22 protein-coding genes and 1 pseudogene are annotated in these 23,217 nt (G+C 72.9%); 15 read left to right on the plus strand and 8 right to left on the minus strand.

Annotated elements, in window-relative coordinates; genetic code table 11:
• Window positions 1–19: 19 nt before the first annotated feature.
• Genes ACH34R_RS25160 through ACH34R_RS25180 form a run of 5 tightly spaced genes read left to right on the plus strand, consistent with a single transcriptional unit; the run spans window position 20 to window position 4,458 of the window.
• The gene (locus ACH34R_RS25160; RefSeq protein ID WP_397563970.1) at window positions 20–1,003 is read left to right on the plus strand and encodes an ABC transporter substrate-binding protein; all 984 of its coding nucleotides are present in this window, start codon (window positions 20–22) and stop codon (window positions 1,001–1,003) included.
• Entirely contained in the window at window positions 1,000–1,860 is an 861-nt protein-coding gene (locus ACH34R_RS25165; RefSeq protein ID WP_397563971.1) for an ABC transporter permease, read from the plus strand. The genes ACH34R_RS25160 and ACH34R_RS25165 overlap by 4 nt, the downstream gene beginning before the upstream one ends.
• Window positions 1,857–2,651, plus strand: coding sequence for an ABC transporter ATP-binding protein (locus tag ACH34R_RS25170; RefSeq protein ID WP_397563972.1), 795 nt, complete (start codon window positions 1,857–1,859; stop codon window positions 2,649–2,651). The genes ACH34R_RS25165 and ACH34R_RS25170 overlap by 4 nt, the downstream gene beginning before the upstream one ends.
• Window positions 2,648–3,439, plus strand: a complete 792-nt coding sequence (locus tag ACH34R_RS25175; RefSeq protein ID WP_397563973.1) for an ABC transporter permease — start codon at window positions 2,648–2,650, stop codon at window positions 3,437–3,439. Before ACH34R_RS25170 ends, ACH34R_RS25175 begins: the two co-directional genes overlap by 4 nt.
• Window positions 3,439–4,458 (plus strand): amidohydrolase family protein, encoded by a 1,020-nt coding sequence (locus ACH34R_RS25180; RefSeq protein WP_397563974.1) that lies wholly within the window; start codon window positions 3,439–3,441, stop codon window positions 4,456–4,458. Before ACH34R_RS25175 ends, ACH34R_RS25180 begins: the two co-directional genes overlap by 1 nt.
• A gap of 60 nt (window positions 4,459–4,518) precedes the next feature.
• Here the strand turns inward: ACH34R_RS25180 and ACH34R_RS25185 are convergent, their stop codons facing one another.
• Genes ACH34R_RS25185 through ACH34R_RS25200 form a run of 4 tightly spaced genes read right to left on the minus strand, consistent with a single transcriptional unit; the run spans window position 4,519 to window position 8,501 of the window.
• A complete protein-coding gene (locus ACH34R_RS25185; RefSeq protein ID WP_397563975.1) occupies window positions 4,519–5,367 on the minus strand; it encodes a shikimate dehydrogenase family protein in 849 nt (282 codons plus the stop codon).
• A 22-nt stretch (window positions 5,368–5,389) separates the two neighbouring features.
• Window positions 5,390–6,163 (minus strand): enoyl-CoA hydratase/isomerase family protein, encoded by a 774-nt coding sequence (locus tag ACH34R_RS25190; protein WP_397563976.1) that lies wholly within the window; start codon window positions 6,161–6,163, stop codon window positions 5,390–5,392.
• A complete protein-coding gene (locus ACH34R_RS25195) occupies window positions 6,160–7,725 on the minus strand; it encodes an acyl CoA:acetate/3-ketoacid CoA transferase (RefSeq protein ID WP_397563977.1) in 1,566 nt (521 codons plus the stop codon). The genes ACH34R_RS25190 and ACH34R_RS25195 overlap by 4 nt, the downstream gene beginning before the upstream one ends.
• Window positions 7,726–7,730: 5 nt before the next feature.
• On the minus strand, window positions 7,731–8,501 hold the full coding sequence (locus ACH34R_RS25200) for an SDR family NAD(P)-dependent oxidoreductase (RefSeq protein WP_397563978.1): 771 nt from the start codon (window positions 8,499–8,501) through the stop codon (window positions 7,731–7,733).
• Between the two features lie 46 nt (window positions 8,502–8,547).
• Between ACH34R_RS25200 and ACH34R_RS25205 the strand changes: the two genes are divergently transcribed.
• From ACH34R_RS25205 to ACH34R_RS25220, 4 genes are read left to right on the plus strand one after another with little or no spacing between them, the layout of a single operon-like run.
• Complete coding sequence (locus ACH34R_RS25205) at window positions 8,548–9,561, plus strand: amidohydrolase family protein (RefSeq protein WP_397563979.1); 1,014 nt, start codon at window positions 8,548–8,550, stop codon at window positions 9,559–9,561.
• 52 nt (window positions 9,562–9,613) lie between these two features.
• On the plus strand, window positions 9,614–10,774 hold the full coding sequence (locus ACH34R_RS25210) for a Gfo/Idh/MocA family protein (protein WP_397563980.1): 1,161 nt from the start codon (window positions 9,614–9,616) through the stop codon (window positions 10,772–10,774).
• Window positions 10,771–11,946: a dihydrodipicolinate synthase family protein gene (locus ACH34R_RS25215; protein WP_397563981.1), complete on the plus strand. Its 1,176-nt coding sequence runs from the start codon at window positions 10,771–10,773 to the stop codon at window positions 11,944–11,946. The genes ACH34R_RS25210 and ACH34R_RS25215 overlap by 4 nt, the downstream gene beginning before the upstream one ends.
• Window positions 11,943–12,761 (plus strand): sugar phosphate isomerase/epimerase family protein, encoded by an 819-nt coding sequence (locus tag ACH34R_RS25220; protein ID WP_397563982.1) that lies wholly within the window; start codon window positions 11,943–11,945, stop codon window positions 12,759–12,761. The genes ACH34R_RS25215 and ACH34R_RS25220 overlap by 4 nt, the downstream gene beginning before the upstream one ends.
• A 19-nt stretch (window positions 12,762–12,780) precedes the next feature.
• On the opposite strand, the gene ACH34R_RS25225 is transcribed toward ACH34R_RS25220, so the two are convergent.
• The 3 genes and pseudogenes from ACH34R_RS25225 to ACH34R_RS25235 form a co-directional block, all read right to left on the minus strand.
• On the minus strand, window positions 12,781–13,806 hold the full coding sequence (locus ACH34R_RS25225) for a LacI family DNA-binding transcriptional regulator (RefSeq protein WP_397563983.1): 1,026 nt from the start codon (window positions 13,804–13,806) through the stop codon (window positions 12,781–12,783).
• Between the two features lie 142 nt (window positions 13,807–13,948).
• Entirely contained in the window at window positions 13,949–14,377 is a 429-nt protein-coding gene (locus tag ACH34R_RS25230) for a hypothetical protein (RefSeq protein WP_397564075.1), read from the minus strand.
• A pseudogene (locus ACH34R_RS25235) lies at window positions 14,351–14,713 on the minus strand (NAD(P)-binding domain-containing protein); the annotation flags it as partial. The pseudogene ACH34R_RS25235 and the gene ACH34R_RS25230, both read right to left, overlap by 27 nt.
• A gap of 107 nt (window positions 14,714–14,820) precedes the next feature.
• On the opposite strand from ACH34R_RS25235, the gene ACH34R_RS25240 reads away from it, so the two are divergent.
• The 6 genes from ACH34R_RS25240 to ACH34R_RS25265 all read left to right on the plus strand — a co-directional run bounded on the left by ACH34R_RS25240 (window position 14,821) and on the right by ACH34R_RS25265 (window position 21,991).
• Window positions 14,821–16,407 carry an ATP-binding protein gene (locus tag ACH34R_RS25240; protein ID WP_397563984.1) on the plus strand — a complete coding sequence of 529 codons (1,587 nt, stop codon included), beginning with the start codon at window positions 14,821–14,823 and terminating at the stop codon, window positions 16,405–16,407.
• Window positions 16,400–17,071, plus strand: a complete 672-nt coding sequence (locus ACH34R_RS25245; protein ID WP_397563985.1) for a PadR family transcriptional regulator — start codon at window positions 16,400–16,402, stop codon at window positions 17,069–17,071. Before ACH34R_RS25240 ends, ACH34R_RS25245 begins: the two co-directional genes overlap by 8 nt.
• A gap of 179 nt (window positions 17,072–17,250) precedes the next feature.
• A complete protein-coding gene (locus ACH34R_RS25250; protein WP_397563986.1) occupies window positions 17,251–18,084 on the plus strand; it encodes a phosphotransferase in 834 nt (277 codons plus the stop codon).
• Window positions 18,085–18,672: 588 nt separating this feature from the next.
• Window positions 18,673–20,283: a cobalamin biosynthesis protein gene (locus ACH34R_RS25255; RefSeq protein WP_397563987.1), complete on the plus strand. Its 1,611-nt coding sequence runs from the start codon at window positions 18,673–18,675 to the stop codon at window positions 20,281–20,283.
• Window positions 20,280–21,788 carry a cobyric acid synthase gene (locus ACH34R_RS25260; RefSeq protein WP_397563988.1) on the plus strand — a complete coding sequence of 503 codons (1,509 nt, stop codon included), beginning with the start codon at window positions 20,280–20,282 and terminating at the stop codon, window positions 21,786–21,788. Before ACH34R_RS25255 ends, ACH34R_RS25260 begins: the two co-directional genes overlap by 4 nt.
• Window positions 21,785–21,991 (plus strand): SHOCT domain-containing protein, encoded by a 207-nt coding sequence (locus ACH34R_RS25265; protein ID WP_397563989.1) that lies wholly within the window; start codon window positions 21,785–21,787, stop codon window positions 21,989–21,991. Before ACH34R_RS25260 ends, ACH34R_RS25265 begins: the two co-directional genes overlap by 4 nt.
• Before the next feature lie 158 nt (window positions 21,992–22,149).
• Here ACH34R_RS25265 and ACH34R_RS25270 read toward each other — a convergent pair whose 3' ends face one another.
• Window positions 22,150–23,115 carry a quinone oxidoreductase family protein gene (locus tag ACH34R_RS25270; RefSeq protein WP_397563990.1) on the minus strand — a complete coding sequence of 322 codons (966 nt, stop codon included), beginning with the start codon at window positions 23,113–23,115 and terminating at the stop codon, window positions 22,150–22,152.
• Window positions 23,116–23,217: the final 102 nt, after the last annotated feature.

Genomic DNA, 23,217 nt, shown 5'->3' on the forward strand with positions numbered 1-23,217 from the left:
GTTGCGGAAAGAGGGGACCATGCACGTCGGGACTCATCTGAAACGGCTCATCGCCGTCGCGGCCGTGACCGCCGTGACGGCCTGCGGCGGAGGCGTCGCCACCACCAACCCGGACGGCACGCGGTCGTTCACGGTGGCGGTCATCGAACCGGACATCACGACGGTGCCCATCCTGGCGGCGGTGGACGACCTCCGCCAGGCGGGCCACAAGGTCGAGATCGTGGAACTGGCCGAACCGGAGCTGGCCATGGAAGGGCTGGCCAGAGGTGACTATGCGATCTCGGCGGAGGCCACCAGCCCCGCCCTGATCGCCATCGAACAGAACGCCCCCATCAAGATCATCGCCGACGTCATCGGCAACCAGTGGGCCGTCTACGGCAAGCCCGGCATCTCCACCTGCGACGACCTGGACGGGCGGCCGTTCGGGATCTTCAGTGAGGGCGCCGTGGCGACCGCCATGGCCAAGGACTGGGTGCGCGCCCAGTGCAAGGGCGGCCGGCAGCCGGAGTACCTGACCATCGGCGGCTCGGACGTCCGCGCCCAGGCGCTGCTCGCGGGCGAGATCGACGCGACCCCGCTGGAGGTCTCCGACGTCGTCGCCCTGGAGTCGTCGGGCAAGTCGAAGTTCTCCCAGGTGGTCGACTTCGGCAAGAGCCTGCCCGATCTGCATCCGCAGACCGTGTACGCCAACACCGAGTTCCTGACCGAACACCGCGAAGTGGCCCAGGAGTTCATCACCGCGCTGGTACGCCGGCACGCCGCCATCAACGCCGACGCCAAGTACCTGGTGGACCTGGTGGCCAAGTACCTGCCGGAGGAGAAGCCCGCCGACATGGCGAAGATCGCCGAACGGTACGTCTCGTCCGGGCTCTTCAACGCCGGCGCGCTGACCGAGGCCAACGTCCAGGGCACCATCGACTTCTTCGCCAGGGCAGGCGTGATCAAGCCCGGCATGAAGGCCAAGGACGTGGCCGACCTCTCCTTCATCCAGGCGGCGAAATGACCACCGCCACCACGCACCGCCGCGCGCGCGGGGCCGCGACGACCAGGACCGGCCCCGTCGAGGCCCGCCGGCCCGGCCCGCTGCGCCGCCTGCTCGGCGCGAACCTGCCCTACCAACTGCTGACGTTCGCCGTGTTCGCCGTCGCCTGGGAGGTGTACGCCACCGCGTGGGGCGGGCTGTTGCTGCCCACCTTCACCGAGACCGTCGGCGCGACCTTCCAACTGCTCGGCACCGCCGAGCTGTGGCAGGCGATGTACGTCAGCAACCAGGCACTGGTGATCGGCTTCGCCATCGCGGTCGTCATCGGGGTGCCGCTCGGGATCGTGCTCGGCCGGTTCCGGGCGCTGGAGCGGTTCGCCGACGTCTACCTCAACATCCTGCTGGTCACCCCGATGGCGGCGATCATCCCGCTGCTGATGATGTCGGTCGGATTCGGGCTGGCCTCGCGGGTCATCCTGGTCGCGGTCTTCTCCATCGTGATGGTGGTGGTCAACAGCCGCACAGGGGTCCGTCAGGTGGACCCGTCGCTGATCGAGATGGCCCGCTCGTTCGGCGCCACCGAGCGGCAGATCTGGACGCGGGTCCTGCTCCCCGGCGCACTGCCGGCGATCATGACGGGCATCCGGCTGGGCGTCGGCCGCGCGGTCACCGGCATGGTCCTCGTCGAACTCCTGATGGTCTCCGCCGCGCTGGGCGGGCTGATCCTGGAGTACCGCGGCCTGTTCCGGGCGCCGCTGCTGTACGGGACCATCGTGATCATTCTGGCCGAGGCGCTGCTGCTCATCTCCCTCGCCCGGTGGGGAGAGCACCGGCTGACCCGCTGGTCCAAGGCCACTACCGCAAGGAGCACCCGGTGATCGAAGTTCGTGGATTGGGAAAGAGCTACATCGGCCAGGACGGCGGCGTGGTGCAGGCGCTCCAGGACGTGGACCTCACGGTCGCCGACAACGAGTTCCTGACCGTGCTCGGGCCGAGCGGCTGCGGCAAGACCACGCTGCTGAAGGCCATCGCCGGGCTGATCCCCTGGAACGAGGGCGACATCTTCATCGACGGCTCGCCGGTGCGCGGGCCGGGCCCCGAGCGCAGCATGGTCTTCCAGAACTTCGCGCTGCTGCCATGGGCCACCGTCCTGGAGAACGTCGCCTTCGGGCTCCAGGTGCGCGGGGTCGGCAAGGCCGAGCGGATCGAGCGCGCCCGCGCGCTGATCGAGACGGTGGGCCTGGGCGGATTCGAGACCAAGCGGCCGGGCGAACTGTCCGGCGGCATGCAGCAGCGGGTGGGCATCGCCCGCGCGCTGGCCGTGCAGCCGAGCGTGCTGCTGATGGACGAGCCGTTCGGGGCGGTGGACGAGCAGACCCGCCGCCTGCTCCAGGAGGAGCTGCTGTCGATCTGGGAGGAACACCGGCTGACCGTGGTGTTCATCACGCACAGCATGGAGGAGGCGGTGCTGCTCGGCGACCGCGTCGTGCTGATGAGCGCCCGTCCCGGGCGGATCTCCGAGATCGTCCCGGTGCCGCTGACCCGGCCGCGTTCCAGCGACGTCGGGGCGCTGGAGCGTTCCGGCAAGTACGTCGAGATCACCGCCTACCTGTGGGACCGGCTGCGCGACATGCACGAGGAACACCGCCCCGCCAAGGCGGGCCGATGAGCGCCCCGGCCGCGGCCCGCCGGCGGCCGTCGTGGCGGCGCGTCCCCGCGGGCCCGATCAGCCTGCTGGCCGGCGCCATCGTCTGGGAGCTGATCGGGCACCTGGCCGGCGCGTCGTACTTCCCGCCGCTGAGCACCGTCATCGGCCGCCTGGCCGACATGGTGACCAGCGGGGAGATCTTCGCCAGCCTCGCCGACAGCCTGCTCAACCTGGTGCTGGGCTTCGCCGTCTCACTGGCGGGCGGCCTGCTCGTGGGCGTGGCGATGGGCCGCTTCCGCAAGGTCGAGGCCGCCCTCGGCGTGTACGTCTACGCGCTGCTGACCGCCCCGTCGCTGGTCTTCGCCCCGATCTTCTTCTCCCTGCTGGGCGAGGGCCGCGGCTCGATCGTCGCCGTGGTCGTCATGTATGCGATGTTCGTCATGATCATCAACACGGCCTCGGCCATCCAGTCGGTCCCCGGGCACCTGGTCGAGATGGCCCGCTCCTACGGCGCGAGCGAGACGCAGATCCTGCTGCGCATCATGCTCCCGGCCGCGGCCCCCATGATCATGGCCGGTGTCCGGCTCGGCGTGGGCCGCGCGGTCACCGGCATGATCAACGGCGAGATGTTCATCGCGGTCGTCGGCCTCGGCCGCATCGTCACCCAGGCGGGCGGCCGGTTCGACGGCGCGGGAGTGCTGGCCATCCTGCTGGTCATCATCGCCGTCGCCCTCGGCGCCGTGGCCCTGGTCCAGGCCGTGGACCGCAAGATCACCGGCTGGGTTCCCCAGACTTCGAGAGGACACTGATGAAGGTCGATGCCTACAGCCACATCCTGCCCGCGCCCTACTTCGAGCGGATGCGTGAGCTGTCGGGCGGCCGGGCCGCGTTGCGGCGCTGGCTGGAGCTGCCGGCGCTGCACGATGTCGAGGTGCGGCTGCGCATGATGGAGGAGTTCGGCGATGACTACCAGCAGGTGCTCACGCTGTCCTCGCCGCCGATCGAGCTGCTGGCCGGTCCGGACGAGGCCGTGGCGCTGGCCCGCCTGGCCAACGAGTCGATGCTCGAACTCTGCGAGAAGTACCCCGACCGGTTCCCGGCGTTCGTCGCCGCGCTGCCGCTGAGCAACCCGGACGCCGCGATGGCCGAGCTGGCCTTCGCCATCGACGGGCTCGGCGCGCGGGGCGTGCAGGTGTTCACCAACGTGAACGGCAAGCCCCTGGACGACCCGGCGTTCCAGGCCGTCTTCGACGAGATGGCCAGGCGGGACCTGCCGATCTGGATGCACCCGGCGCGCGGCGCGGGCTTCGCCGACTACGCGACCGAGGACACCTCCAAGTACGAGATCTGGTGGGCGCTGGGCTGGCCGTACGAGACCAGCGTGGCCATGGCCCGGATGGTCTTCTCCGGCCTGTTCCAGCGGCACCCGGACATCAAGATCATCACGCACCACATGGGCGCGATGATCCCCTACCTGGAGGGCCGGATCGGGCTGGGCTGGAGCGACCAGCTCGGCAGCCGGACCGCGGGGGAGGAGTACGCGAACCTGCGGCGCGAGCTGCCCGAGCGCCCGCTGGAGTACTTCCGCCGCTTCTACGCCGACACCGCGCTGTCCGGTTCGGCCATCGGCACCCGCTGCGGCCTGGACTTCTTCGGCGCCGAACGCGTGCTGTTCGCCTCGGACTGCCCCTTCGACCCCGAGGGCGGCCCGATGTACATCCGCGAGACGATCCGCGTCCTGAACGAGCTGGACATCACCGACGCCGAGCGTGAGCAGATCTACCAGCACAACATCCTGCGCCTGATGCGCCTGCCCGCAGACGCCTGACGCGCACCCGAAAAGGAGGGGCGACCATCCGTCGCCCCTCCTTCGTCGTCTTCCGGGTGGTCAGGGAGCGAGGTCGTCGCGGGCGAGCAGCGGGGCGACGGCCGCGCTCATCACCTCCGTGGGGTCGGGCAGGCCGGTCCAGCGCGTCCAGGCCGTCGCCGCCTGGGCGACGAGCATCCGGTCGCCGTTGGCCGCGCGCATGCCGCGCGCCCTGGCCTGCCGCACCAGCTCGGTCTCGGCGGGGATGTAGACGACGTCGAACACCGTGGCCGCGGGGGCGAGCAGGGCGACGTCCACGACCGGGCCGGGCGTCAGCATGCCGACCGAGGTCGCGTTGACGAAGACGTCGGCCTCGGCCAGCCGCTCGGCGACCTGGGGGTCGGCGAGCGCCATCGGTTCGATCTCGGCGAATCCGGCGAACTCCTCGGCCAGCCCGCGCGGCATGGCGACGTCCAGGTCCGCGACCGTGAGCCGGCCGACGCCCGCGTCCGCCAGGCCGTACACCGCCGCGTGGCCGACGCCGCCGGAACCGGCCACCACGACCGAACGGCCGGCCAGGTCGCCGGGATGGCACGCGCGCAGGCCCGCCATGAACCCGAGGACATCGGTGTTGAAACCGACCAGATGCCCGTCCGGCCCGGCGGCGACGCTGTTGACCGCGCCGATCCGCCGGGCGTCCGGTTCGATCTCGTCCAGCAGGTCCATCACGAACCGTTTGTGCGGGGCGGTGATCTGAAAGCCCATCCACCCCTCCAGCCGGGCCTGCCCGACCTGCGCGGCGAGCCCGGCCTCATCGACCTCGCGCAGTTCGTAGCGGGCGTCGAGCCCGGCGGCGGCGAACGCCGCGTTGTGCATGACCACCGAGTGCTGCCGTCGCAAGGGGGTGCCGAAGAGGGCGACTGTCCGCATATGTCCACTCCTGGGGTGTCGTTCAGCGCCCGGTGAAGCGAGGGGCGCGCTTTTCGAGGAAGGCCCGTGCGCCTTCGAGTACGTCGTCGGTCGCGAACACGGCCTCCGAGCCGTCGGTCTCCAGGGCCAGCCCCTCGTCCAGCGGGGTCTCGGTGGCCGCGTCGATCAGCCGCTTGGCGATCCGCATGGCCACCGGACCGCGCTCGGCGAGCGTGGCGGCCAGGGCGCGGGCGGCGTTCAGCGCCTCACCCGGCTCCACGACCCGGGTGAGCAGGCCGGCCGACAGCGCGGTCTCGGCGTCCATCGGCTCGCCGAGCAGGATCATCTCCTTGGCGCGGGCCGGGCCGACGATGCGGGGCAGGCGCTGGGTGCCGCCGCTGCCCGGCGTCACGCCCAGCTTCAGCTCCGGCATGCCCAGCTTGGAACGGCGGGTGGCGACGCGGAAGTCGCAGCACAGCGCCAGCTCCAGGCCGCCGCCGAGCGCATGCCCCTCGATCGCCGCCACGGTGGGCACGGCCAGCCCGGCGAGCCTGCGGTAGACCAGCTTCTCCAGCAGCACCTTGCCCTCGGCGGCGCGGCCGTGCAGCGACTCGAACTCCGCGATGTCCGAACCGGCGCAGAACGCCCTGCCGCCCGCGCCATGGACGATCACCGCGCGGGTGTCGCCGTCGGCCGCCACGGTCTTCAGCACCTCGTGCAGCCGGGCGGTCAGTTCGGTGGTCACGACGTTCATCGGCGGGTTGTCGAGGATGATCTCGGCGCAGACGCCGGGGACCAGGCGTACGAGTTCGGTCATGCCGGCCTCCCCGCGGCGGTGAAGCCGGCGGCCAGCCCCATGGGCCCCGGCGCGAACAGCCGGAAGTCCATCATCGTGAGCGAGTCGCTGACCGTGGGCTTGATGCCCATGTGGGCGAGGACGTCCCGCTCGACGTCGATGCCGGGGGCCACCTCGATCAGCCGCAGGCCCTCGGGCGCCAGCTCGAACACGGCGCGCTCGGTGATGTACCGCACCGACTGCCCCTTGCCCGGGGCGAGTTCGCCGTTGAAGCTGATCTCGTTGACGGCGTCGACGAACTTCCGCTCGCGCCCCTCCTGAAGGATGCGCAGCGCGCCGTCCTCGAAGGACACCCGCAGCCCGCCCGCGGTGAACGCGCCCACGAAGCACAGCCGCCTGGTGCGGGTGCTGATGTTGATGAAGCCGCCGGGGCCGCGCGGTCGTTCGTCGAAGGCGTGCACGTTGACGTTGCCGAACCGGTCCACCTGGGCGAACGACAGGCTGGCGATGTCCAGCCCGCCGCCGTCGTAGAAGTCGAACATCGACGGCTGCTCCAGCCTGGCCTGGTAGTCCCGGCCCGCGCCGCCGTCCCCGCCGAACGCGGGCACGCCTCCGAAGATGCCCTGCTCGACGGTCAGCGTCAGCGCGTCGGCCACCCCTTCCTCGGCGGCGATCGACCCGATCTGCTGGGAGATGCCGAACCCGAGGTTGCAGATGTCGCCGGGCCGGAACTCCATGAAGGAGCGGCGGGCGATGACCTTGCGGATGTCGAGCGGGGTGGCGGCCGGGGCGGCGGCGGGCGCACGCAGTTCGCCCGCGTAGTAGGGCGAGTGGGCGGTGAGGTAGGTCTGGCGCTGCACGGGGTCGGCGTAGACGAGGTCGACCAGCGCGCCGGGGATGCGCACGTCGCGCGGGCGCAGCGTACGGCGCGCGGCCAGCCGCTCCACCTGGGCGATGACCGTGCCGCCCGCGTTGTGCGCCGCCATCGCCAGCGCGAGGGAGTCGCCCAGGATCGGCTCGTGCTCGAAGGTCAGGTTGCCGTCCTCGTCGGCGGTGGTGGCCCGGATGACGGCGACGTCGATCGGCAGCGCGTGGTAGAACAGCCACTCCCGGCCGCCCAGCTCGATCACCTCGACGATGTCCTCGGTGGTGCGCTCGTTCTGCCGCCCGCCGGTCTGCCGCGGATCGACGTAGGTGCCGAGCCCGACGTGCGTGATGTGCCCGGGGCGGCCGGCGGCCATGTCCCGGCACAGCGCGGAGAGCACGCCCTGCGGCAGCGAGTACGCCTCCAGCGCGCCCTGCCGGACCAGCGCGCCGAGCCGCGGCTCGTTGCCGATGTTGCTGCCGATCGTCCGCCGGGCCAGCCCGGGCAGCGCGAGCTGGGAGAACCCGGTGTCGGCGAAGTCGCCGATCCCGACGACGCGCACGGTCGTCAGGTCGCGGGGCCGCCCGGCCTGCTCGAACCGCGCCGCCAGCTCGTCGATGAACGCCTGCGGGACCCCGTGCCCCGCCCCGGACCCGCCCACCCACACGGCCGCGCCGTCCCGGACGAGCGCCACGGCCTCGCCCACGGTACCGATCACCGGACTCATGGCATCAGCCCTCCGCTGTTGGGGTTGAGCGTCTGGCCCAGGAGCAGTGAGGAGGCGTCGGAGAGCAGGAAGATGACGCAGGCCGCGACCTCGTCGGGCTCGCCGAAGCGGCCTAGGGGGAGTTCGGCCATCCGGCGGCGGCCGACCTCGCCGGACATCACCGTGCGGCCCATGTCGGTGTTGGTGACGCCCGGGGCAACGCAGTTGGCCCGGATGCCGCGCTGCCCGAACTCGCGGGAGATCGACTTGGCCAGGGCGATGACGCCCGCCTTGGCGCTGGCGTAGTGGGCGACGCCCGGCCAGCCGACGAGGCCGAGCCGGGAGGCGATGCTGACGATGGAGCCGCCGCCCCGGGCCAGCATTCCCGGCAGCACCGCCTGGCTGGTGTGGAAGGCGCTGGTCAGGTCGGTGGCGATGACCTGGTCCCACTCGGCGGCGGTCATCTCCAGCAGCGGCGTGGACGGCATGATGCCCGCGTTGTTGACCAGGCCGTCGATCCGGCCGAACCGCTCTTCGGCGGCCCGGACGAAGGCGAAGATCTGTTCCCGGTCGGTGACGTCGCAGCGGTAGGTCTCGGCCTGTGTTCCGGCGCGGCGTACCAGGTCGGCGACCTCTTTCGCGCCCGTCTCGCTGTCGTGGTAGGCCAGCGCGACGTGCGCGCCCTCCGCGGCGGCGGCGAGCGCGACGGCCCGGCCGATGCCCCGGCCGCCGCCGGTCACCGCGACGACGCGGCCGGCCAGCGAGCCCGCCCTGTCTTGGTCGGTCATGTCGCTCCTTTGAAAGCGCTTTCAGTAATCGGTATGCTCGCACAGCATGACGAACAGCTCAAGAGCCGGACCTGACCAGCCGTGCGGGCACGTCGTGGACGTCCACGCGCACGCCGTACCGGCCGGCCTGCTCGACGCCCTGCGGACGTGCCCGTCGCCCGAGGCGGGCCCCGGCCGCCGGCTCCGCTTCGGCCCGCGCTGGACCTCGCCGATGCCGCAAGCGCTCACCGACGTCGCGGCCCGGCTGGCCGAGATGGACCGCCGCGGCGTGGACGTCCAGGTGGTCTCGCCGTGGATCGAACTGAGCCCCGGCGAACTCGCCCCCGCGGCGGCGGCGGCGTTCCTGCGGCTGCTCAACGACGGCATGGCCGAGCTGGCGGCGGCCCACCCCGGGCGGCTGCGCGCCCTGGTGCTGCTGGACCGCGGCGACCCGGCCGCGGCGGCGGCCGAACTGCTGCGCACGGCGGGCCGCCCGGGTGTCGCCGGGGCCGAACTTCCCGCGGGCGGGCCCGGGGAGCCGCTGCACGACCCGGCCTGGGACCGCCTGTGGGCGGCGGCCTCGGAGTGCGGGTCGTTCGTCCTGCTGCACCCGTGGAAGGCCGCCTCGCCCGCCGGGCTCGCCGTGCCCGGCCTCGGCGACATCGTGGACAACCCCGCACAGACCACCGCGGTCGCCGGGGCGATGGCGCTCTCCGGCGTCTTCGACCGCTTCCCCGGCCTGCGGCTGTGCGTCGTACACGGCGGCGGATTCCTGCCCTACCAGGCAGGACGGTTCGACGCCATCGCGCGGGCGCGGCCCGGTGGGGAGCGGGGGCGTCCGCCGAGCGCCGCGTTGCGGCGGCTCTACTACGACTCGCTCACCCACTCGCCCGGCTCGCTGTCCTTCCTGGCCGGCTTCGCCGGGGCCGACCGGGTGCTGCTGGGCAGCGACTTCCCGTTCCCGACGGGCGATCCCGCCGCCGTGGAGGCCGTCTCCGCAGCCCCCGCGCTGACGCCCGCCGCCCGCGCGGCGATCCTCGGCGGCAACGCCTGCCGGCTGCTGGGCCAGTGCGCTTCTTGACAGACCCTTGGCCAAGCAATAGAAAGCGCTTACAGAATTAGGAGGACCGGACATGGACCAAGTTCGAGTCGGAATCATCATGAACGGCGTCACCGGACGCATGGGGACCCGCCAGCACCTGGAACGTTCGATCGTGGCGATCCGCGACCAGGGCGGCCTCGACCTCGCCGACGGCCGGCGTCTGGTCGTCGATCCGATCCTGGTCGGGCGCAACCCCGCCAAGCTGGAGAACCTCGCCAAGCGCTACCGGATCGACCGGTGGACCACCGACCTGGACCAGGCGCTGGACAACCCCGCCGACGAGATCTACTTCGACGCCCAGACCACCAAGGAACGGGCGGTCGCGGTCAGCAAGGCCATCGCCGCAGGCAAGCACATCTTCTGCGAGAAGCCGACCGCGACCTCGCTCGCGGACGCCCTGGAACTCGCCCACCTGGCCAGATCCGCGGGTGTCAAGAACGGCGTCGTGCAGGACAAGCTCTTCCTGCCGGGCATGATGAAGCTGAAGCGGCTCATCGACTCCGGCTTCTTCGGCACCCTGCTGAGCTTCCGGATGAACTTCGGCTACTGGGTCTTCGAGGGCGACTGGCAGACCCTCAACCGCCCGTCCTGGAACTACCGCAGCGAGGACGGCGGCGGCCTGGTCCTCGACATGTACCCGCACTGGCGCTACCTGGTCGACAACGTCGTCTCCCCGATCACGTCGGTGCTGTGCCACACCGAGATCCACATCCCGCGGCGGTGGGACGAGAGCGGCCAGGAGTACCGCTCGACCGCCGAGGACGCCGCCTACGGGATGTTCAAGCTGGCCAACGGGGTCATCGCGCAGTTCACCACCTCCTGGGTGACCCGGCCGTACCGCGACGAGATCGGCGAGTGGCAGCTCGACGGGACGCACGGCAGCGCCATCGCCGGGCTGCGCGACTGCAAGACCCAGGAGCGGGTCAACACCCCCATGCCGGTCTGGAACCCCGACATCCCCAACCCGCTCGACTTCCGCGCCGGCTGGAGCGAGGTGCCCGACAACCAGGAGTTCGCCAACGCCTTCCGCATCCAGTGGGAGATGTTCCTGCGGCACGTCGTGGAGGACGCCCCGTTCAGCTGGGACCTGTTCGAGGGCGCCAAGGGCGTCCAGCTCGCCGACCTGGCCCTGCTGTCGTCGCAGGAACGCCGCTGGATCGACGTCCCCGAGCTGACGCCGGATCCGGCATGACCTCGATCCTGCTGCCGGCCGGGCGCGCGCTTGCGGAGTACCGCCTGCGCGGCGCGCCCGGCCCGCTGCCGGCCCGGCGCGAGCCGGCCCGCACCCGGCGGGCGTACGCCGCCGCCCACGTGGTCGCCGACCCGCTGGCGACCGCCGACCCGGCGCTCGCACCCGCCGTGGACTGGGAGGCCACCCTGGCCTTCCGGCACCACCTGTGGGATCTCGGGCTCGGCGTCGCCGACGCCATGGACACAGCCCAGCGCGGTATGGGCCTGCCGCCCGCCCTGGTCAGGGAACTGATCACGCGGTCGTGCCGGGAGGCGGTCGCCCGGGGCGCGGCGATCGTGTGCGGGGCCGGCACCGACGACCTGCCCGCCGCCGAGTTCGTCACCATCGCCGCCATCAAGGAGTCCTACCTGCGGCAGTGCGAGTGGGTGGAGAACGCGGGCGGGCAGGTCGTGCTGATGGCCAGCCGGGCGCTGTGCCGGGCCGCCCGCTCGGCGGATGACTACCTGGAGGTCTACTCGGCGGTGATCGAGGCCGTCTCCGGCCCGGTGATCCTGCACTGGCTGGGCGACATGTTCGACCCGGCGCTCGCCGGTTACTGGGGCTCGGCCGACCTCGACGAGGCCACCGGCACGGTCATGGAGCTGGTGACCCGGTACCCCGCCAAGATCGACGGTGTCAAGCTGTCGCTGCTGGACGCCGGGCGCGAACGGGACCTGCGCCGCAGGTTCCCCACCGGGGTCCGGATGTTCACCGGCGACGACTTCAACTACCCGGAGCTGATCAAGGGCGACGGCCAGGCCACCAGCGACGCGCTGCTCGGCGTCTTCGCCGCCATCGCGCCGCTGGCCGCCGAGGGACTGCACCGCCTGGACGCGGGCGACACCGAGGGCTACGACGGCGTCATGGGGCCCACCGTCCCGCTGGCCCGCGCGATCTTCGAGGCGCCCACGTACCACTACAAGACCGGCATCGTGTTCCTGGCCTACCTACGCGGCCTGCAGGACCACTTCACGATGCTGGGCGGCCACCAGGGCGCCCGCTCGATCGGGCACCTGGCGCGGCTGTTCCGCCTCGCCGACGAGGCGGGGCTGATCGGGGACGCGGACCTCGCGGTCCGGCGCATGCTGCCCGTGCTGGCCGCCTCGGGCATCGACGGAAGGAGCGCTGGGTGAGCGTCGAACGGCTCAGCATCAACCAGATCACCGTGAAGAACTGGTCCTTCGAGGAGACCGTGAAGGGCCTGGCCGCGCATGGGATCGGCTGGATCGGGGCCTGGCTCGGGCCCGTGGCGGAGTACGGCGTCGAGCGCGCGGCCAAGCTGCTGCGCGAGCACGACGTCCGGGTCTCCAGCGTCTGCCGGGCGGGGTTCTTCACCGGGGCCAACCCCGACGGCGGCGGCCTGGACCGCGCCGCGAACGAGCGGGCGGTCGATGTCACCGCCGCGCTCGGCAGCGACGTGCTGTACCTGGTGTGCGGCGGGGTCAACGGCGACCTCGGCCTGCCGGCCTCCCGCGAGGCCGTCGCCGAGGGCATCGCCGAACTCGCCCCCTACGCCGCGGCGGCCGGGGTGCGCCTGGCCGTGGAGCCGCTGCACCCGATGATGTGCGCCGACCGGTCCGTCGTGGTGACGCTGGACCAGGCGCTGGACATCGCCGGGCGGTTCGACCCGGCGCACGTCGGTGTCGCGATCGACACCTTCAACGTGTGGTGGGACCCGAACCTGATGGCGGCGATCGAGCGGGCGGGGGAGCGGGTGATCGGCTACCAGGTCTGCGACTGGCTGGTGCCGCAGCCGCACCCGCTGTTCGGCCGCGGCCTGCCCGGCGAGGGCGCGATCGACCTTCCGGCGATCACCCGGGCGGTGGACGCCGCCGGCTTCACCGGCCCGATCGAGATCGAGATCTTCAACGAGGCGGTGTGGGCGGCCGACCCCGATGACGTGCTGGGCGCGATCGTCGGCGGATTCGCCCGGTCGGTCCTGGGCTGAGGACCGTTCTCCGGCCGGCTCAGTGCGGCGGGGCGACGCTGTCCCGCCGCACCAGGGTGCCCTCGACCTGCACGATGTGCCGCGGCGCGGCCGGCTTCAGGGCCAGCTCCATCGCGGTCTCGCCGACCTGCTCAAGGGGCAGCTCGACGGTGGTGATCGAGGGCACCGCGTCGCTCGCGGCGGGTATCCCGCCGAACCCGGTGACCGACACCTCGCCGGGCACCGCCACGCCGTTCGCCCGCAGCCAGGACAGCGCGCCGACCGCGACGACGTCGGCGATGGCCAGCAGGCAGCGCGGCGGCTCCGGCCGGTTCATCAGCATCTGCGCCCCGGCCTGGCCGCCCTCGCGCGAAAGGTCCACGTAGACGACGTCGTCGCGGCCCAGCGTGATCCCGTGGTCCTTCAACCCGCGCCTGATGCCCTGGAGCCGGTCGCGGACGGTGAGCAGCCGCAGCGGCCCGGCGATCACCCCGAACGACGTGTGCCCCAGCGCCACCATGTCGTGGACCAGCCGGCGCATGCCGCCCGCGTTGTCGATGTCGACCACGTGGCCGACCGTGTGCCCGCGCGTCACCGACACCACCGAACCGCCGGACCGATGGTAGGAGTCGAGCACGGTGTTCATCGCCGCGGTGTGGGCGCTGTCGCGCAGGGCGCTGCCGGCCAGGATGATCGCGCGCATCCGCTGGTCGGCCAGCCGCTTGACGTACTCCAGCTCGCGCGGCGCGTCGCGGTGCGTGCACACGATGCTGACCAGCAGGTCGTGCCGCTCGGCCACGGTGATGACGCCCCCGCTGAGCGTCGCGAAGTAGGGGTCGCGCACGTCGTGGATGACCAGGCCGACGTTGGTGGAGGTGGCGGTGGCCAGCGCGCGGGCGTGCGGGTTGGGCCGGTAGCCCAGCTCGGCGGCCGAGGCCAGCACGCGTTCGCGAAGGCCGGCGCGCCCGCCGTAGTCGGGGTCGCTGAGCATCCGCGAGGCGGTGGCGAGCGACACCCCGGCGTGCTCGGCGACGTCCTGCAGACGCACGAGGGGCTGTTCCGCCATGGCTGACTGACTCTCCGCTCTCCGGACGGCGTGGCCGTTTCGCCGGCACCTGATCGGGAAATTGTAACCGCTTTCGGGTTCGCAGTCCCTACCGACACAGGCTCCTGCGGGGCGACCGGCGCCGGCCGGCCGCCCCGGCGGCTCAGGGCAGTTTCAGCAGCTCCACCAGGGCGGCGCCACCGTGCTTGCCGTGGCCCTCCGCGACGGCGCGGCGGACCAGGTCGTGCATCGGGCGCAGCCACTCCGCGTCGACCTTCGCCTCCTCGGCCGCCTCCAGGTCGCCGGGCAGGATGTCCAGGAAGAGTTCCAGCGGCCCGGACTCCTGCCGGTAGTCGCCGGAATCGATCTGCCGGGCCATCAGCGGCAGAATCCGTTCGATCATCCGCAGCCACTTGACGGAGTAGCGCACCATCCCCGTCGCAGGCAGGCCGCGTGAGCCCACCATGCTCGCGCCGTAGGCGAAGCCGACCATGGTCGTGAGCAGGGTGACGCCCACGGCGCTCTCGTGCAGGGCGGCGAGGTCGGGCTCCGGGCCCAGGTACACGGTGTCACCGCCGAGGACCCGCAGCACCTGCTCGTACTCGTCGAAGACCGCCTTGTCACCCCCGTAGTAGAGCAGCGTGTCCGGCTTGCCCACGGCCATCGGCGTCTCCTTGATCGAACCGTCCAGGAAACGCGCCCCGTGCCCGGCCGCCCAGGCGGCCATCCGCCGGGCCCCGGCCGGGGAGCCGCTGTTCAGCGTGATCAACGTACGGCCGGCCACCTCGGCCGCCGCCGGTCCGAACGCCTCCAGCGTGGCGTCGTAGGTCGTCAGGCAGGCCACGGTGAGCGGGCTCGCGGCCACCGCCGCCGCGATCGACTCCGCCCGCGCCGCGCCGCGCGCCACGAGCGGATCGGCCCGCTCCGGAGTCCGGTTCCACCGGCGCCGGCCGCCGCGACGCCCCCGCCCGGCAGCGGACGCTGCGCGCCCTGATCGACTGGAGCTGGGAGCCGCTGACCGCCGCCGAACGCGCGGTGCTGCGCCGCCTGGCCGTCCACGCCGGTGGCTGCACCCTGCGGGCCGCCGAGGAGGTCTGCGCGGGCGGCGACGTACGGCCGGCGCAGGTCGCCGGTGTGCTCGCCCGCCTGGTGGACCGCTCGCTCGTGGTGGCCGCGCCCGCGGGCGGCCGGGTCCGCTACCGGATGCTGGAGTCGGTCGCCGCCTACGGCCTGGAACGCCTGCGCGAGGCAGGCGAGGAACCCGCCACCCGGCTGCGCCACGCCCGCCACCACGCCGCCCTCGCCGAGTCGGCCGCGCCCGGCCTGCGCGGCCCTGACCAGCGCGAGTGGCTGCGCCGCCTGGACGAGGAGGCCCCCAACCTGCGCGCGGCCCTTGACCACGCCGTCCGCCTCGGCGCGGGCGACCTCGCGATTGGCCTGGTCAACGGGCTGGCCTGGTACTGGTTCCTGCGCGGGCGGCCACGCGAGGCGCACCGCGGGCTGACCGCCGCGCTGGCCGTGCCGGGAGCCGATGCGGCCGGACGGCGGGCGGCCGAGGTCTGGCGGGCGGGGATGGCGATCCTGGCCGGCGACGCGGACCGCCCGCCGGGGGAGGACGAGGCCGCGCTGGCCCTCGCGGAGCGGGACGGCGACCCGGCGGGCCTGGCGCAGGCGCGCTGGTTCCTCGGGTTCGCCCGCTTCGGGTCGGGCGATCCGGCGGTGAGCGTGGCCAGGCTGACCGGCGCGCTGGCCGGATTCCGCGCGCTGGGCGACCGGTGGGGGACGGCGGCGGCGCTCGTCGTACGGGCCAGGCAGGTGATCGCCGGGGGCGACCTCGCCACGGGCCGCCGGCTCAGTGAGGAGAGCCGCGCCCTCTTCACCCGGCTGGGCGACGGCTGGGGACTGCTCCAGGCCAACCGCACGCTGGGGCTGCTCGCCGAGATCGAGGGCGGCTACGTTCGCGCGGAGGCCCTGCACCGGGACGGCCTGCGCGTCGCCGAAGAGCTGGGCCTGCCCGCCGACGCCGGTGAACTGCTCGCGCGGATCGGCCGGATCGCCATGCTGACCGGCGACCACGAACGGGCGCGCGACCTGCACGAACGGGCGCTGCGCCGGGCCGCGGAACAGTCCCACGAGCCGGGGCGGCAGTTCGCGGAGGTCGGGCTGGGCATGATCGCCCGCCGCGGCGGCGACCTGGACGAGGCCGAACGGCGGCTGCTCGCCTGGCTGGCCTGGTGCCGGGAGCTGGAAGGCGATCCGGGGGCCGCGCTGATCCTGGCCGAGCTGGGGTTCACCGCCGAACAGCGCGGCGACGCACGGCGCGCGCTGGCGCTGCACACCGAAGGACTCCACTCGGCGCGGGCCGCGGGCGACCCCCGGGCCGTCGCCCTCGCCCTGGAGGGCCTGGCGGGGGCGCACTCCCTGGCGGGGGCGCACCTGCGGGCCGCCCGCCTGCTCGGCACTGCGGCGGCGGCCCGCACGGCGGCCGGCGCCCCGCTGCCGCCCGGCGAGCGCGGCGACGTGGACCGCATCACCGCCCGGTCGCGCGCCGCGCTCGGCGACGCCCGGTTCGAGGCCGAGTACGCCGCCGGGCGCCCGGACGCTATGTCCTGGCGTGCGTAGACTGCCGGTGGAACAGGGGAAGGTGATCGTGGCGCGCAAAAGGAGCAACCCGCTGGCGCTGGCGGTGCTGGCGACCCTGCTCGAACGCCCGATGCATCCCTACGAGCTGGCCACCACGCTGCGCTCGCGGCGCAAGGAGGACAGCATCCGGCTCAACTACGGCTCGCTCTACTCCGTCGTGCAGAGCATGGAACGCGCCGGTCTGATCGAGGCCCAGGAGACCACCCGCGCTGGCAGACGCCCCGAGCGCACCGTCTACGCCATCACCGACGCGGGGCGGCTTGAGGTCGTCGACTGGCTGAGCATGCTGCTGTCCACGCCGATCAAGGAGTACACCAACTTCGAGGCGGGTTTGTCGCTGATGCCGGTGATGTCACCGGACGACGCCGCCGCGCTGCTCGAAGAACGCGTGGTCCGCCTGACCGAACTACTGCGCACCCTCGACACCTTCGAGGAGATGGCGGCCGGCCGGGTCGGCCGCGTTCACATGATCGAGGCGGAGTACAAGGCGGTCCTGTACCGGGCGGAACGAGACTGGCTCACCGCGCTCATCGCCGAGATCCGCAAGGGCACCCTCGACGGCCTCGCCGACTGGCACGGCTACCACGCCGCCTTCTCCGAGGCCCCCGACCGGCTGACACACAGGCCACCCCGCCGCCCCTGACCCGCCATTGGCGGAATGCCATGCCGGACTTTCGGCCGCGGGTCTGTCCCGGGCAGGGCATGAGCATTCTGGGCCCTGGCCGGATCGGGGCCGGTCCGCAAGTGGCTCGCGGGCTGGTAGGAGGGTGGTCGGTGGTAAACCCGTGTGCCGTGCATGAGGGGTGGATTAGGCTGCTTGCCATGCTTCCCCCGTTCCCCGCGCTCGCGCCGCCGGTGACCGCGGCGCGGGAGATCGCGCTGCGTGGCGGGGAGACCACCGAGGGGGTCGTGCGTGCCGGGGGCACCGTACGCAGGCCGGTTGGCCGGGCGACGCCGGCCGTCCACGCGTTGCTGCGCCACCTCGCGGCGGCCGGGTTCGAGGGTGCGCCCCGGGTCGTCGGCTTCGACGAGCGGGGCCGGGAGATCCTGACGTACATCGAGGGGGAGGCCCCCGCCAGGCCGCTGCCGCCGTACGCCGTGACCGCCGGCTCGCTCGCCGCGCTGGCCCGGCTGCTGCGCCGCTTCCATGACGCGTCGGAGGCGTTCCCGCTGACCCGGCATGCGGAGTGGGAGCCGGGCTCCAACGACGACCGCCCGCCCGAGGTGATCGGGCACTGCGACATCAGCCCGGGCAACGTGGTGTTCCGCGGCGGCCTGCCGTACGCGCTGATCGACTTCGACCTGGCCAGGCCCACCACGCGGCTGTTCGACGTGGTGACCACGCTGCGGCACTGGGCTCCGATCGCCGATCCGCTCGACCGCGACCCGTTGCAGCGCGAGCTGGACGGGGCCGAGGTGGGCGCGCGGCTGCGGCTGTTCTGCGACGAGTACGGCCTGCCGCCCCGCGACCGCCGCCGGTTGCTCGACCTGGCACGGCTCCGCTTCGGCCGCTCCTACACCGCGACCCGCCGGCGCGCCGAGACGGCGGGCGGCGGCTGGGCCCGCCGCTGGGCCTACGGCGCAGGCGAGCGCATCCGCCGAGCCCGAGCCTGGCTGGACACCCACGAAGACGAACTCCATGCCTCCCTCATGTGACCCCCTCCCCAGAGCCCGCCGTCCTCGGTGTGGTGGGCACGTTGCTTGTGCCCGGAGGGTTGGGCATGTTGTCCGGGTTCGGTGAGTGGGGTGCGCGGGTGTCCTTCGTCGGGCCCGTACGTGGCTGGGCGTTCACGAAGACGAGCTCCATGCCTCCCTCATGTGACCCCCTCCCCAGAGCCCGTCGTCCTCGGTGCGGGAGGGCACCTCACTTGTGCTCGGCGGCCTGCGTGCGTTGCCCGGGTTCGGTCAGTCAGGTACGCGGGTGTCCGCCGTCCGGTGTCGCTCTACGTGCCCGCCAGCCTCGGTGTGGTGGGGCACCTCACTTGTGCTCGGCGGGTTGGGCATGTTGTCCGGGTTCGGTGAGTGGGGTGCGCGGGTGTCCTTCGTCGGGCCCGTACGTGGTTGGACGTTCACGAAGACGAGCTCCATGCCTCCCTCGTGTGACCCCCTCTCCAGAGCCCGCCGTCCGGCCCCGCTCCACGTGCCCGCCAGCCTTGATGTGGTGGGTGACATGCTTGCGTTGGGTGGGGCCGATGAGGCCGTTTAGTTGATTGGGGCTTTGTGTCCGCTGGGATTAGAGCGTTGATGGGGCGGGGGACAGCCGTGGGGATGGCGCTTGGGGTGGTGTTGGACGCGGCGGTGGGTGATCCGCGGCGGGGGCATCCTGTGGCGCTGTTCGGGCGGGCGGCCGCTGCGTTGGAGCAGAAGCTGTACGGCGACGCCCGCGGCCGGGGTGTCGCGCATGTGGCGATCTGTGTTGGTTCGGCCGCCGCGCTCGGGGTGGCCGCCGAGTGGGCGACCAGGCGGCGGCCGGTGGCCAGGGCGATGGTGACGGCCGTGGCGACCTGGGCCGTGCTCGGCGGTACCACCCTGGGCAGGGAGGGCCGCACCCTGGCAGGCGCGCTGGAGAGCGGCGACCTGGCGGCGGCCAGGCGGCGGCTGCCGCACCTGGTCGGGCGCGACCCGAGCGGGCTTTCGGCCGCCGAGATCGCCAGGGCGGTCGTCGAGTCTGTCGCGGAGAACACCTCCGACGCCGCGGTGGCCCCGTTGCTGTGGGGCGCGGTGGCGGGCGTGCCCGGGCTGCTCGCCTACCGCGCGGTCAACACCCTCGATGCCATGATCGGGCACCGCTCGCCGCGCTACGCCCGGTTCGGCTGGGCCGCCGCCCGCCTGGACGACGCCGCGAACCTGGCCCCCGCCCGGCTCACCGGCCTGCTCGCCGCCGCCTGCGCGCCGGTGGCCGGCGGCTCGCCCGCCCGTGCGGCGGCGGTGCTGTGGCGCGACGGCCACCGTCATCCGAGCCCCAACGCCGGGCGCTGCGAGGCGTCCTTCGCGGGCGCGCTCGGCCTCACCCTCGGCGGGCGCAACGTCTACGCCGGGCGTGTCGAGCACCGCCCGGAGATGGGCGACGGACGCCAGCCGTCGCCGCCCGACATCCGCCGCGCCGTACGCCTGGCCCGCGCCGTCTCCCTGTTCGCCGCCGCCCTGACGATCGGCGCCCGTGCCCTCCTCGCAAGCCGGACCCTCAGAACGGCCCGAGCCCGCACGGCAGCCCAGGCCCTCGGTACGGGGCAAAGGCTTTCCGCCGGGTGGGGCCGCATAGCGGGGCGGGGCCTCGAAGCGGGCCAAGGGCTTACTGCCGGGCAGGCTCTCATGGCAGGGCGGGGGTTTGATGCTGGGGGGAGCCGCATGGCGGGACGGTGGCTTGAAGCGGGCGAGGGCCGCACGGCAGGCCGGGTCCTCGGCGCGGGGAAGGGTCTTACCGCCGGGTGGGGTCGCGTGGCGGGTCGGGCTCCCAGCGCAGGTCGGGGGCTTGCTGCTGCGTGGGTGCTCAGGGCGGGGTGGTGTCTTGGAGCGGGCCGGGTCCTCGGTACGGGCCGGGGGCTTACCGTCGGGTGGGGTCGCGTGGCGGGTCGGGCTCCCGGCGCAGGTCGGGGGCTTGATGTTGCGTGGGTGCTCAGGGCGGGGTGGTGTCTTGGAGCGGGCCGGGTCCCCGGTACGGGTCGGGGGCTTACTGCCGGGTGGGGTCGCGTGGCGGGTCGGGCTCCCGGCGCAGGTCGGGGGCTTGATGTTGCGTGGGTGCTCAGGGCGGGGTGGTGTCTTGGAGCGGGCCGGGCCCTCGGTACGGGTCGGGGGCTTACCGCCGGGCGGGTGCTCAGGGCAGGGCGGGATCTGGTGGCGGGGTGGGGTGGGTGAAGGGGGCGTTGCTGGTCGCGGGGACGACCTCGGATGCGGGTAAGAGCGTGGTCACCGCCGGCATCTGCCGGTGGCTGGCCAGGCAGGGCGTCGATGTGGCGCCCTTCAAGGCGCAGAACATGTCGCTCAACTCGTTCGTCACCCCGCAGGGCGCGGAGATCGGCCGTGCGCAGGCCGTGCAGGCGGCGGCCTGTGGCCTGGTCCCGCATGCCGACATGAACCCGATCCTCCTCAAACCGGGCAGTGACCGGCGCAGTCAGGTCGTCGTCCTGGGCAGCCCGCTCACCGACGTGGACGCGATGGAGTACGGCGGGCTCAAGGAAAAGCTGCGGCAGGTGGCGCTGGAATCGCTCGACCGGCTGCGGGCCGCACACGACGTGGTGATCTGTGAGGGCGCGGGCAGCCCCGCCGAGATCAACCTGCGCCGCGGCGACATCGCCAACATGGGCCTGGCCCGCGCCGCCGGGCTGCCCGTCGTCGTGGTCGGCGACATCGACAGGGGCGGGGTGTTCGCCGCGTTCTACGGTACGGTCGCGCTGCTCGAACCGGCCGACCAGGCACTGATCGCCGGGTTCGTGGTCAACAAGTTCCGGGGCGCCCCCGAACTCCTCGCGCCCGGACTCGACACGCTGCGCGAGCTGACCGGCCGGCCGGTCTACGGAGTGCTGCCCTGGCTGGACGGCCTGTGGCTGGACGTGGAGGACTCCCTGGCCCTCGAATCGCGCGACCGCGTCGCCGCCGGAGGCCCGCCGTACGGCAGGCAGTCGCTGCGCGTGGCCGTCGTCCGCCTGCCGCGCATCTCCAACTTCACCGACCTCGACGCGCTGACCTGCGAGCCCGGCGTGGTCGTGCGGTTCGTCACCGGCCCCGCCGAGATCGCCGACGCCGACCTCGTGGTCATCCCCGGCTCCCGCGCCACGGTGCCGGACCTGCGCTGGATGCGCGAGCGCGGCATCGACCGGGCCATCGCCGAGACGGCCGCCGCGGGCGGCCCGGTGCTGGGCATCTGCGGCGGCTACCAGATGCTCACCAGGACCATCACCGACCTGGTCGAGTCGGGCGAGGGCACGGTACCGGGGCTCGGACTGCTGCCCGCGACCGTGGAGTTCGCCGCGGCCAAGACCCTCGGCACCCCGGTCGGCGAGGCGTACGGCCACCGCGTGGCGGCCTACGAGATCCACCACGGCACGGTGACCCCCGACGACGGCGCGGAGCGGTTCCTGGACGGCTGCCGGGCGGGCGGCGTGTTCGGCACCACCTGGCACGGCGCGCTGGAGAACGACGACTTCCGCAGGGCGTTCCTCACCGAGGCGGCCTCGCTCGCCGGGCGCGACTTCACCCCGGCCCCTGGCGTGTCGTTCGCCGCGCTGCGCGAACGCCGCCTGGACGCGCTCGGCGACCTGGTCGAGCGGCACCTCGACACCGCCGCGCTGACCCGCCTGCTGGAAGGCGGCCCGCCGTCCGGCCTTCCCTCGCTGCCGCCCGGGGGGACAATGGGGGCATGAGGATCGTCCTGCTGCTGTTCATGATCGCCTTGGTGGTGGCGGTCGTCCTCGGCGTCATGCTCGTCGCACGGACCCGCTCCGCCACTCCGTTGTCCCCTCCCGCCGACGACCCCCGTGAGATCCTCAAGCGGCGCTACGCGGCCGGTGAGATCGACGAAGACGAATACCTGCGCCGAATGTCGGGTTTGTCGCAGGACTGGTGACCCCTGCCGCCGACCGCGCGCCACGAAAGGCGTCGTAACCGTGCGGGGAGTTCACCCGTCTTGCGCCGTCCCGGCATCAGTATCAGGGCGGGCCCGCAGGGCAGCAGGTCCGCCGGTCACGGCGGACGGGTGCTTCGCACCGGAGCCGGCCGGGAAGGTCAGCGGTCGGGGATGAGCAGCAGTTTGCCCGTCGTACGGCGGGCCTCCAGGGCCTCGTGTGCCTGGCGGGCCTCGCTCAGCGGGTAGCGCCGGGACACGTCGATCCGCAGGTCGCCGGAGGCGACCCAGTCGAACACGTCGCCCGCCCGCCACAGCAGTTCCTCGCGGGTGGCGATGTAGTGCTCCAGCAGCGGCCGGGTCAGGAACAGCGAGCCGCCGTGGTACAGGCGCATCGGATCGACCGGCGGCACCGCGCCGCTGGCCGCGCCGTACAAGGCCATCATGCCGCGCGGGCGCAGGCTGGTCAGGCTGCCGTCGAAGGTGGCCGCGCCGACGCCGTCGTAGACGACGTGGACCCCTGAGCCGGTCAGGTCGCGCACCGCGTCGGCGAACCCCTCGTACCGCAGCACGGTGTCCGCGCCCGCCTCGCGGGCCAGCCGGGCCTTCTCGTCGGTGGAGACCGTGCCGATCACCCGGGCCCCGCGCAGCTTGGCCATCTGGACCAGCAGCAGGCCCATCCCGCCCGCCGCGGCGTGGACCAGCACGTCATCGCCCGGCTTGACCGCATGGACCGAATGGGTGAGGTAGTGCGCGGTCATCCCCTGCAACGGGATGGCGGCGGCCAGGTCGAGGGCCATCCCGTCGGGGACCGGCAGCGCCCGCGTGGCGGGCAGCGCGACCAGTTCGGCGTAGCTGCCTGGCACGCCCGTCCAGGCCACCCGGTCGCCGGGGGCGAACTCCGCGACGTCCTCCCCGGCGGCCAGCACGATGCCGGCCCCTTCCCGGCCGAGGACCGTCGGCAGCGACAGCGGGTAGCGGCCCCTCCGGTGGTAGGTGTCGATGAAGTTGACACCGCAGGCGGCCACCTGGACCAGCAGCTCACCGGGGGCGGGCGCCGGGTCGGGGTGGTCGGTGTAGGTCAGCACCTCTGGTCCGCCGGTGGCGGAGATCACGATGGCTCGCATCATCCTGCTCCTTGATCTCCAATGAGGTGACAAGCGGGCCGGCGTCCGACTTGCGTTCGGCGGCTTGAGAACATATGTTCGAGATAGCACCCGCCTTCCCCC

This window comes from Spongiactinospora sp. 9N601, from assembly GCF_044326295.1.
Classification (GTDB): domain Bacteria; phylum Actinomycetota; class Actinomycetes; order Streptosporangiales; family Streptosporangiaceae; genus Spongiactinospora; species Spongiactinospora gelatinilytica.

Excerpts from the sequence above, each read along its gene's own strand:
- ACH34R_RS25160 (WP_397563970.1), top strand. The coding sequence starts at position 20 with ATGCACGTCGGGACTCATCTGAAACGGCTCATCGCCGTCGCGGCCGTG.
- ACH34R_RS25165 (WP_397563971.1), top strand. The coding sequence starts at position 1,000 with ATGACCACCGCCACCACGCACCGCCGCGCGCGCGGGGCCGCGACGACC.
- ACH34R_RS25175 (WP_397563973.1), top strand. The coding sequence starts at position 2,648 with ATGAGCGCCCCGGCCGCGGCCCGCCGGCGGCCGTCGTGGCGGCGCGTC.
- ACH34R_RS25180 (WP_397563974.1), top strand. The coding sequence starts at position 3,439 with ATGAAGGTCGATGCCTACAGCCACATCCTGCCCGCGCCCTACTTCGAG.
- ACH34R_RS25185 (WP_397563975.1), bottom strand. The coding sequence starts at position 5,367 with ATGCGGACAGTCGCCCTCTTCGGCACCCCCTTGCGACGGCAGCACTCG.
- ACH34R_RS25190 (WP_397563976.1), bottom strand. The coding sequence starts at position 6,163 with ATGACCGAACTCGTACGCCTGGTCCCCGGCGTCTGCGCCGAGATCATC.
- ACH34R_RS25200 (WP_397563978.1), bottom strand. The coding sequence starts at position 8,501 with ATGACCGACCAAGACAGGGCGGGCTCGCTGGCCGGCCGCGTCGTCGCG.
- ACH34R_RS25205 (WP_397563979.1), top strand. The coding sequence starts at position 8,548 with ATGACGAACAGCTCAAGAGCCGGACCTGACCAGCCGTGCGGGCACGTC.
- ACH34R_RS25210 (WP_397563980.1), top strand. The coding sequence starts at position 9,614 with ATGGACCAAGTTCGAGTCGGAATCATCATGAACGGCGTCACCGGACGC.
- ACH34R_RS25215 (WP_397563981.1), top strand. The coding sequence starts at position 10,771 with ATGACCTCGATCCTGCTGCCGGCCGGGCGCGCGCTTGCGGAGTACCGC.
- ACH34R_RS25225 (WP_397563983.1), bottom strand. The coding sequence starts at position 13,806 with ATGGCGGAACAGCCCCTCGTGCGTCTGCAGGACGTCGCCGAGCACGCC.
- ACH34R_RS25250 (WP_397563986.1), top strand. The coding sequence starts at position 17,251 with ATGCTTCCCCCGTTCCCCGCGCTCGCGCCGCCGGTGACCGCGGCGCGG.
- ACH34R_RS25255 (WP_397563987.1), top strand. The coding sequence starts at position 18,673 with ATGGGGCGGGGGACAGCCGTGGGGATGGCGCTTGGGGTGGTGTTGGAC.
- ACH34R_RS25265 (WP_397563989.1), top strand. The coding sequence starts at position 21,785 with ATGAGGATCGTCCTGCTGCTGTTCATGATCGCCTTGGTGGTGGCGGTC.
- ACH34R_RS25270 (WP_397563990.1), bottom strand. The coding sequence starts at position 23,115 with ATGCGAGCCATCGTGATCTCCGCCACCGGCGGACCAGAGGTGCTGACC.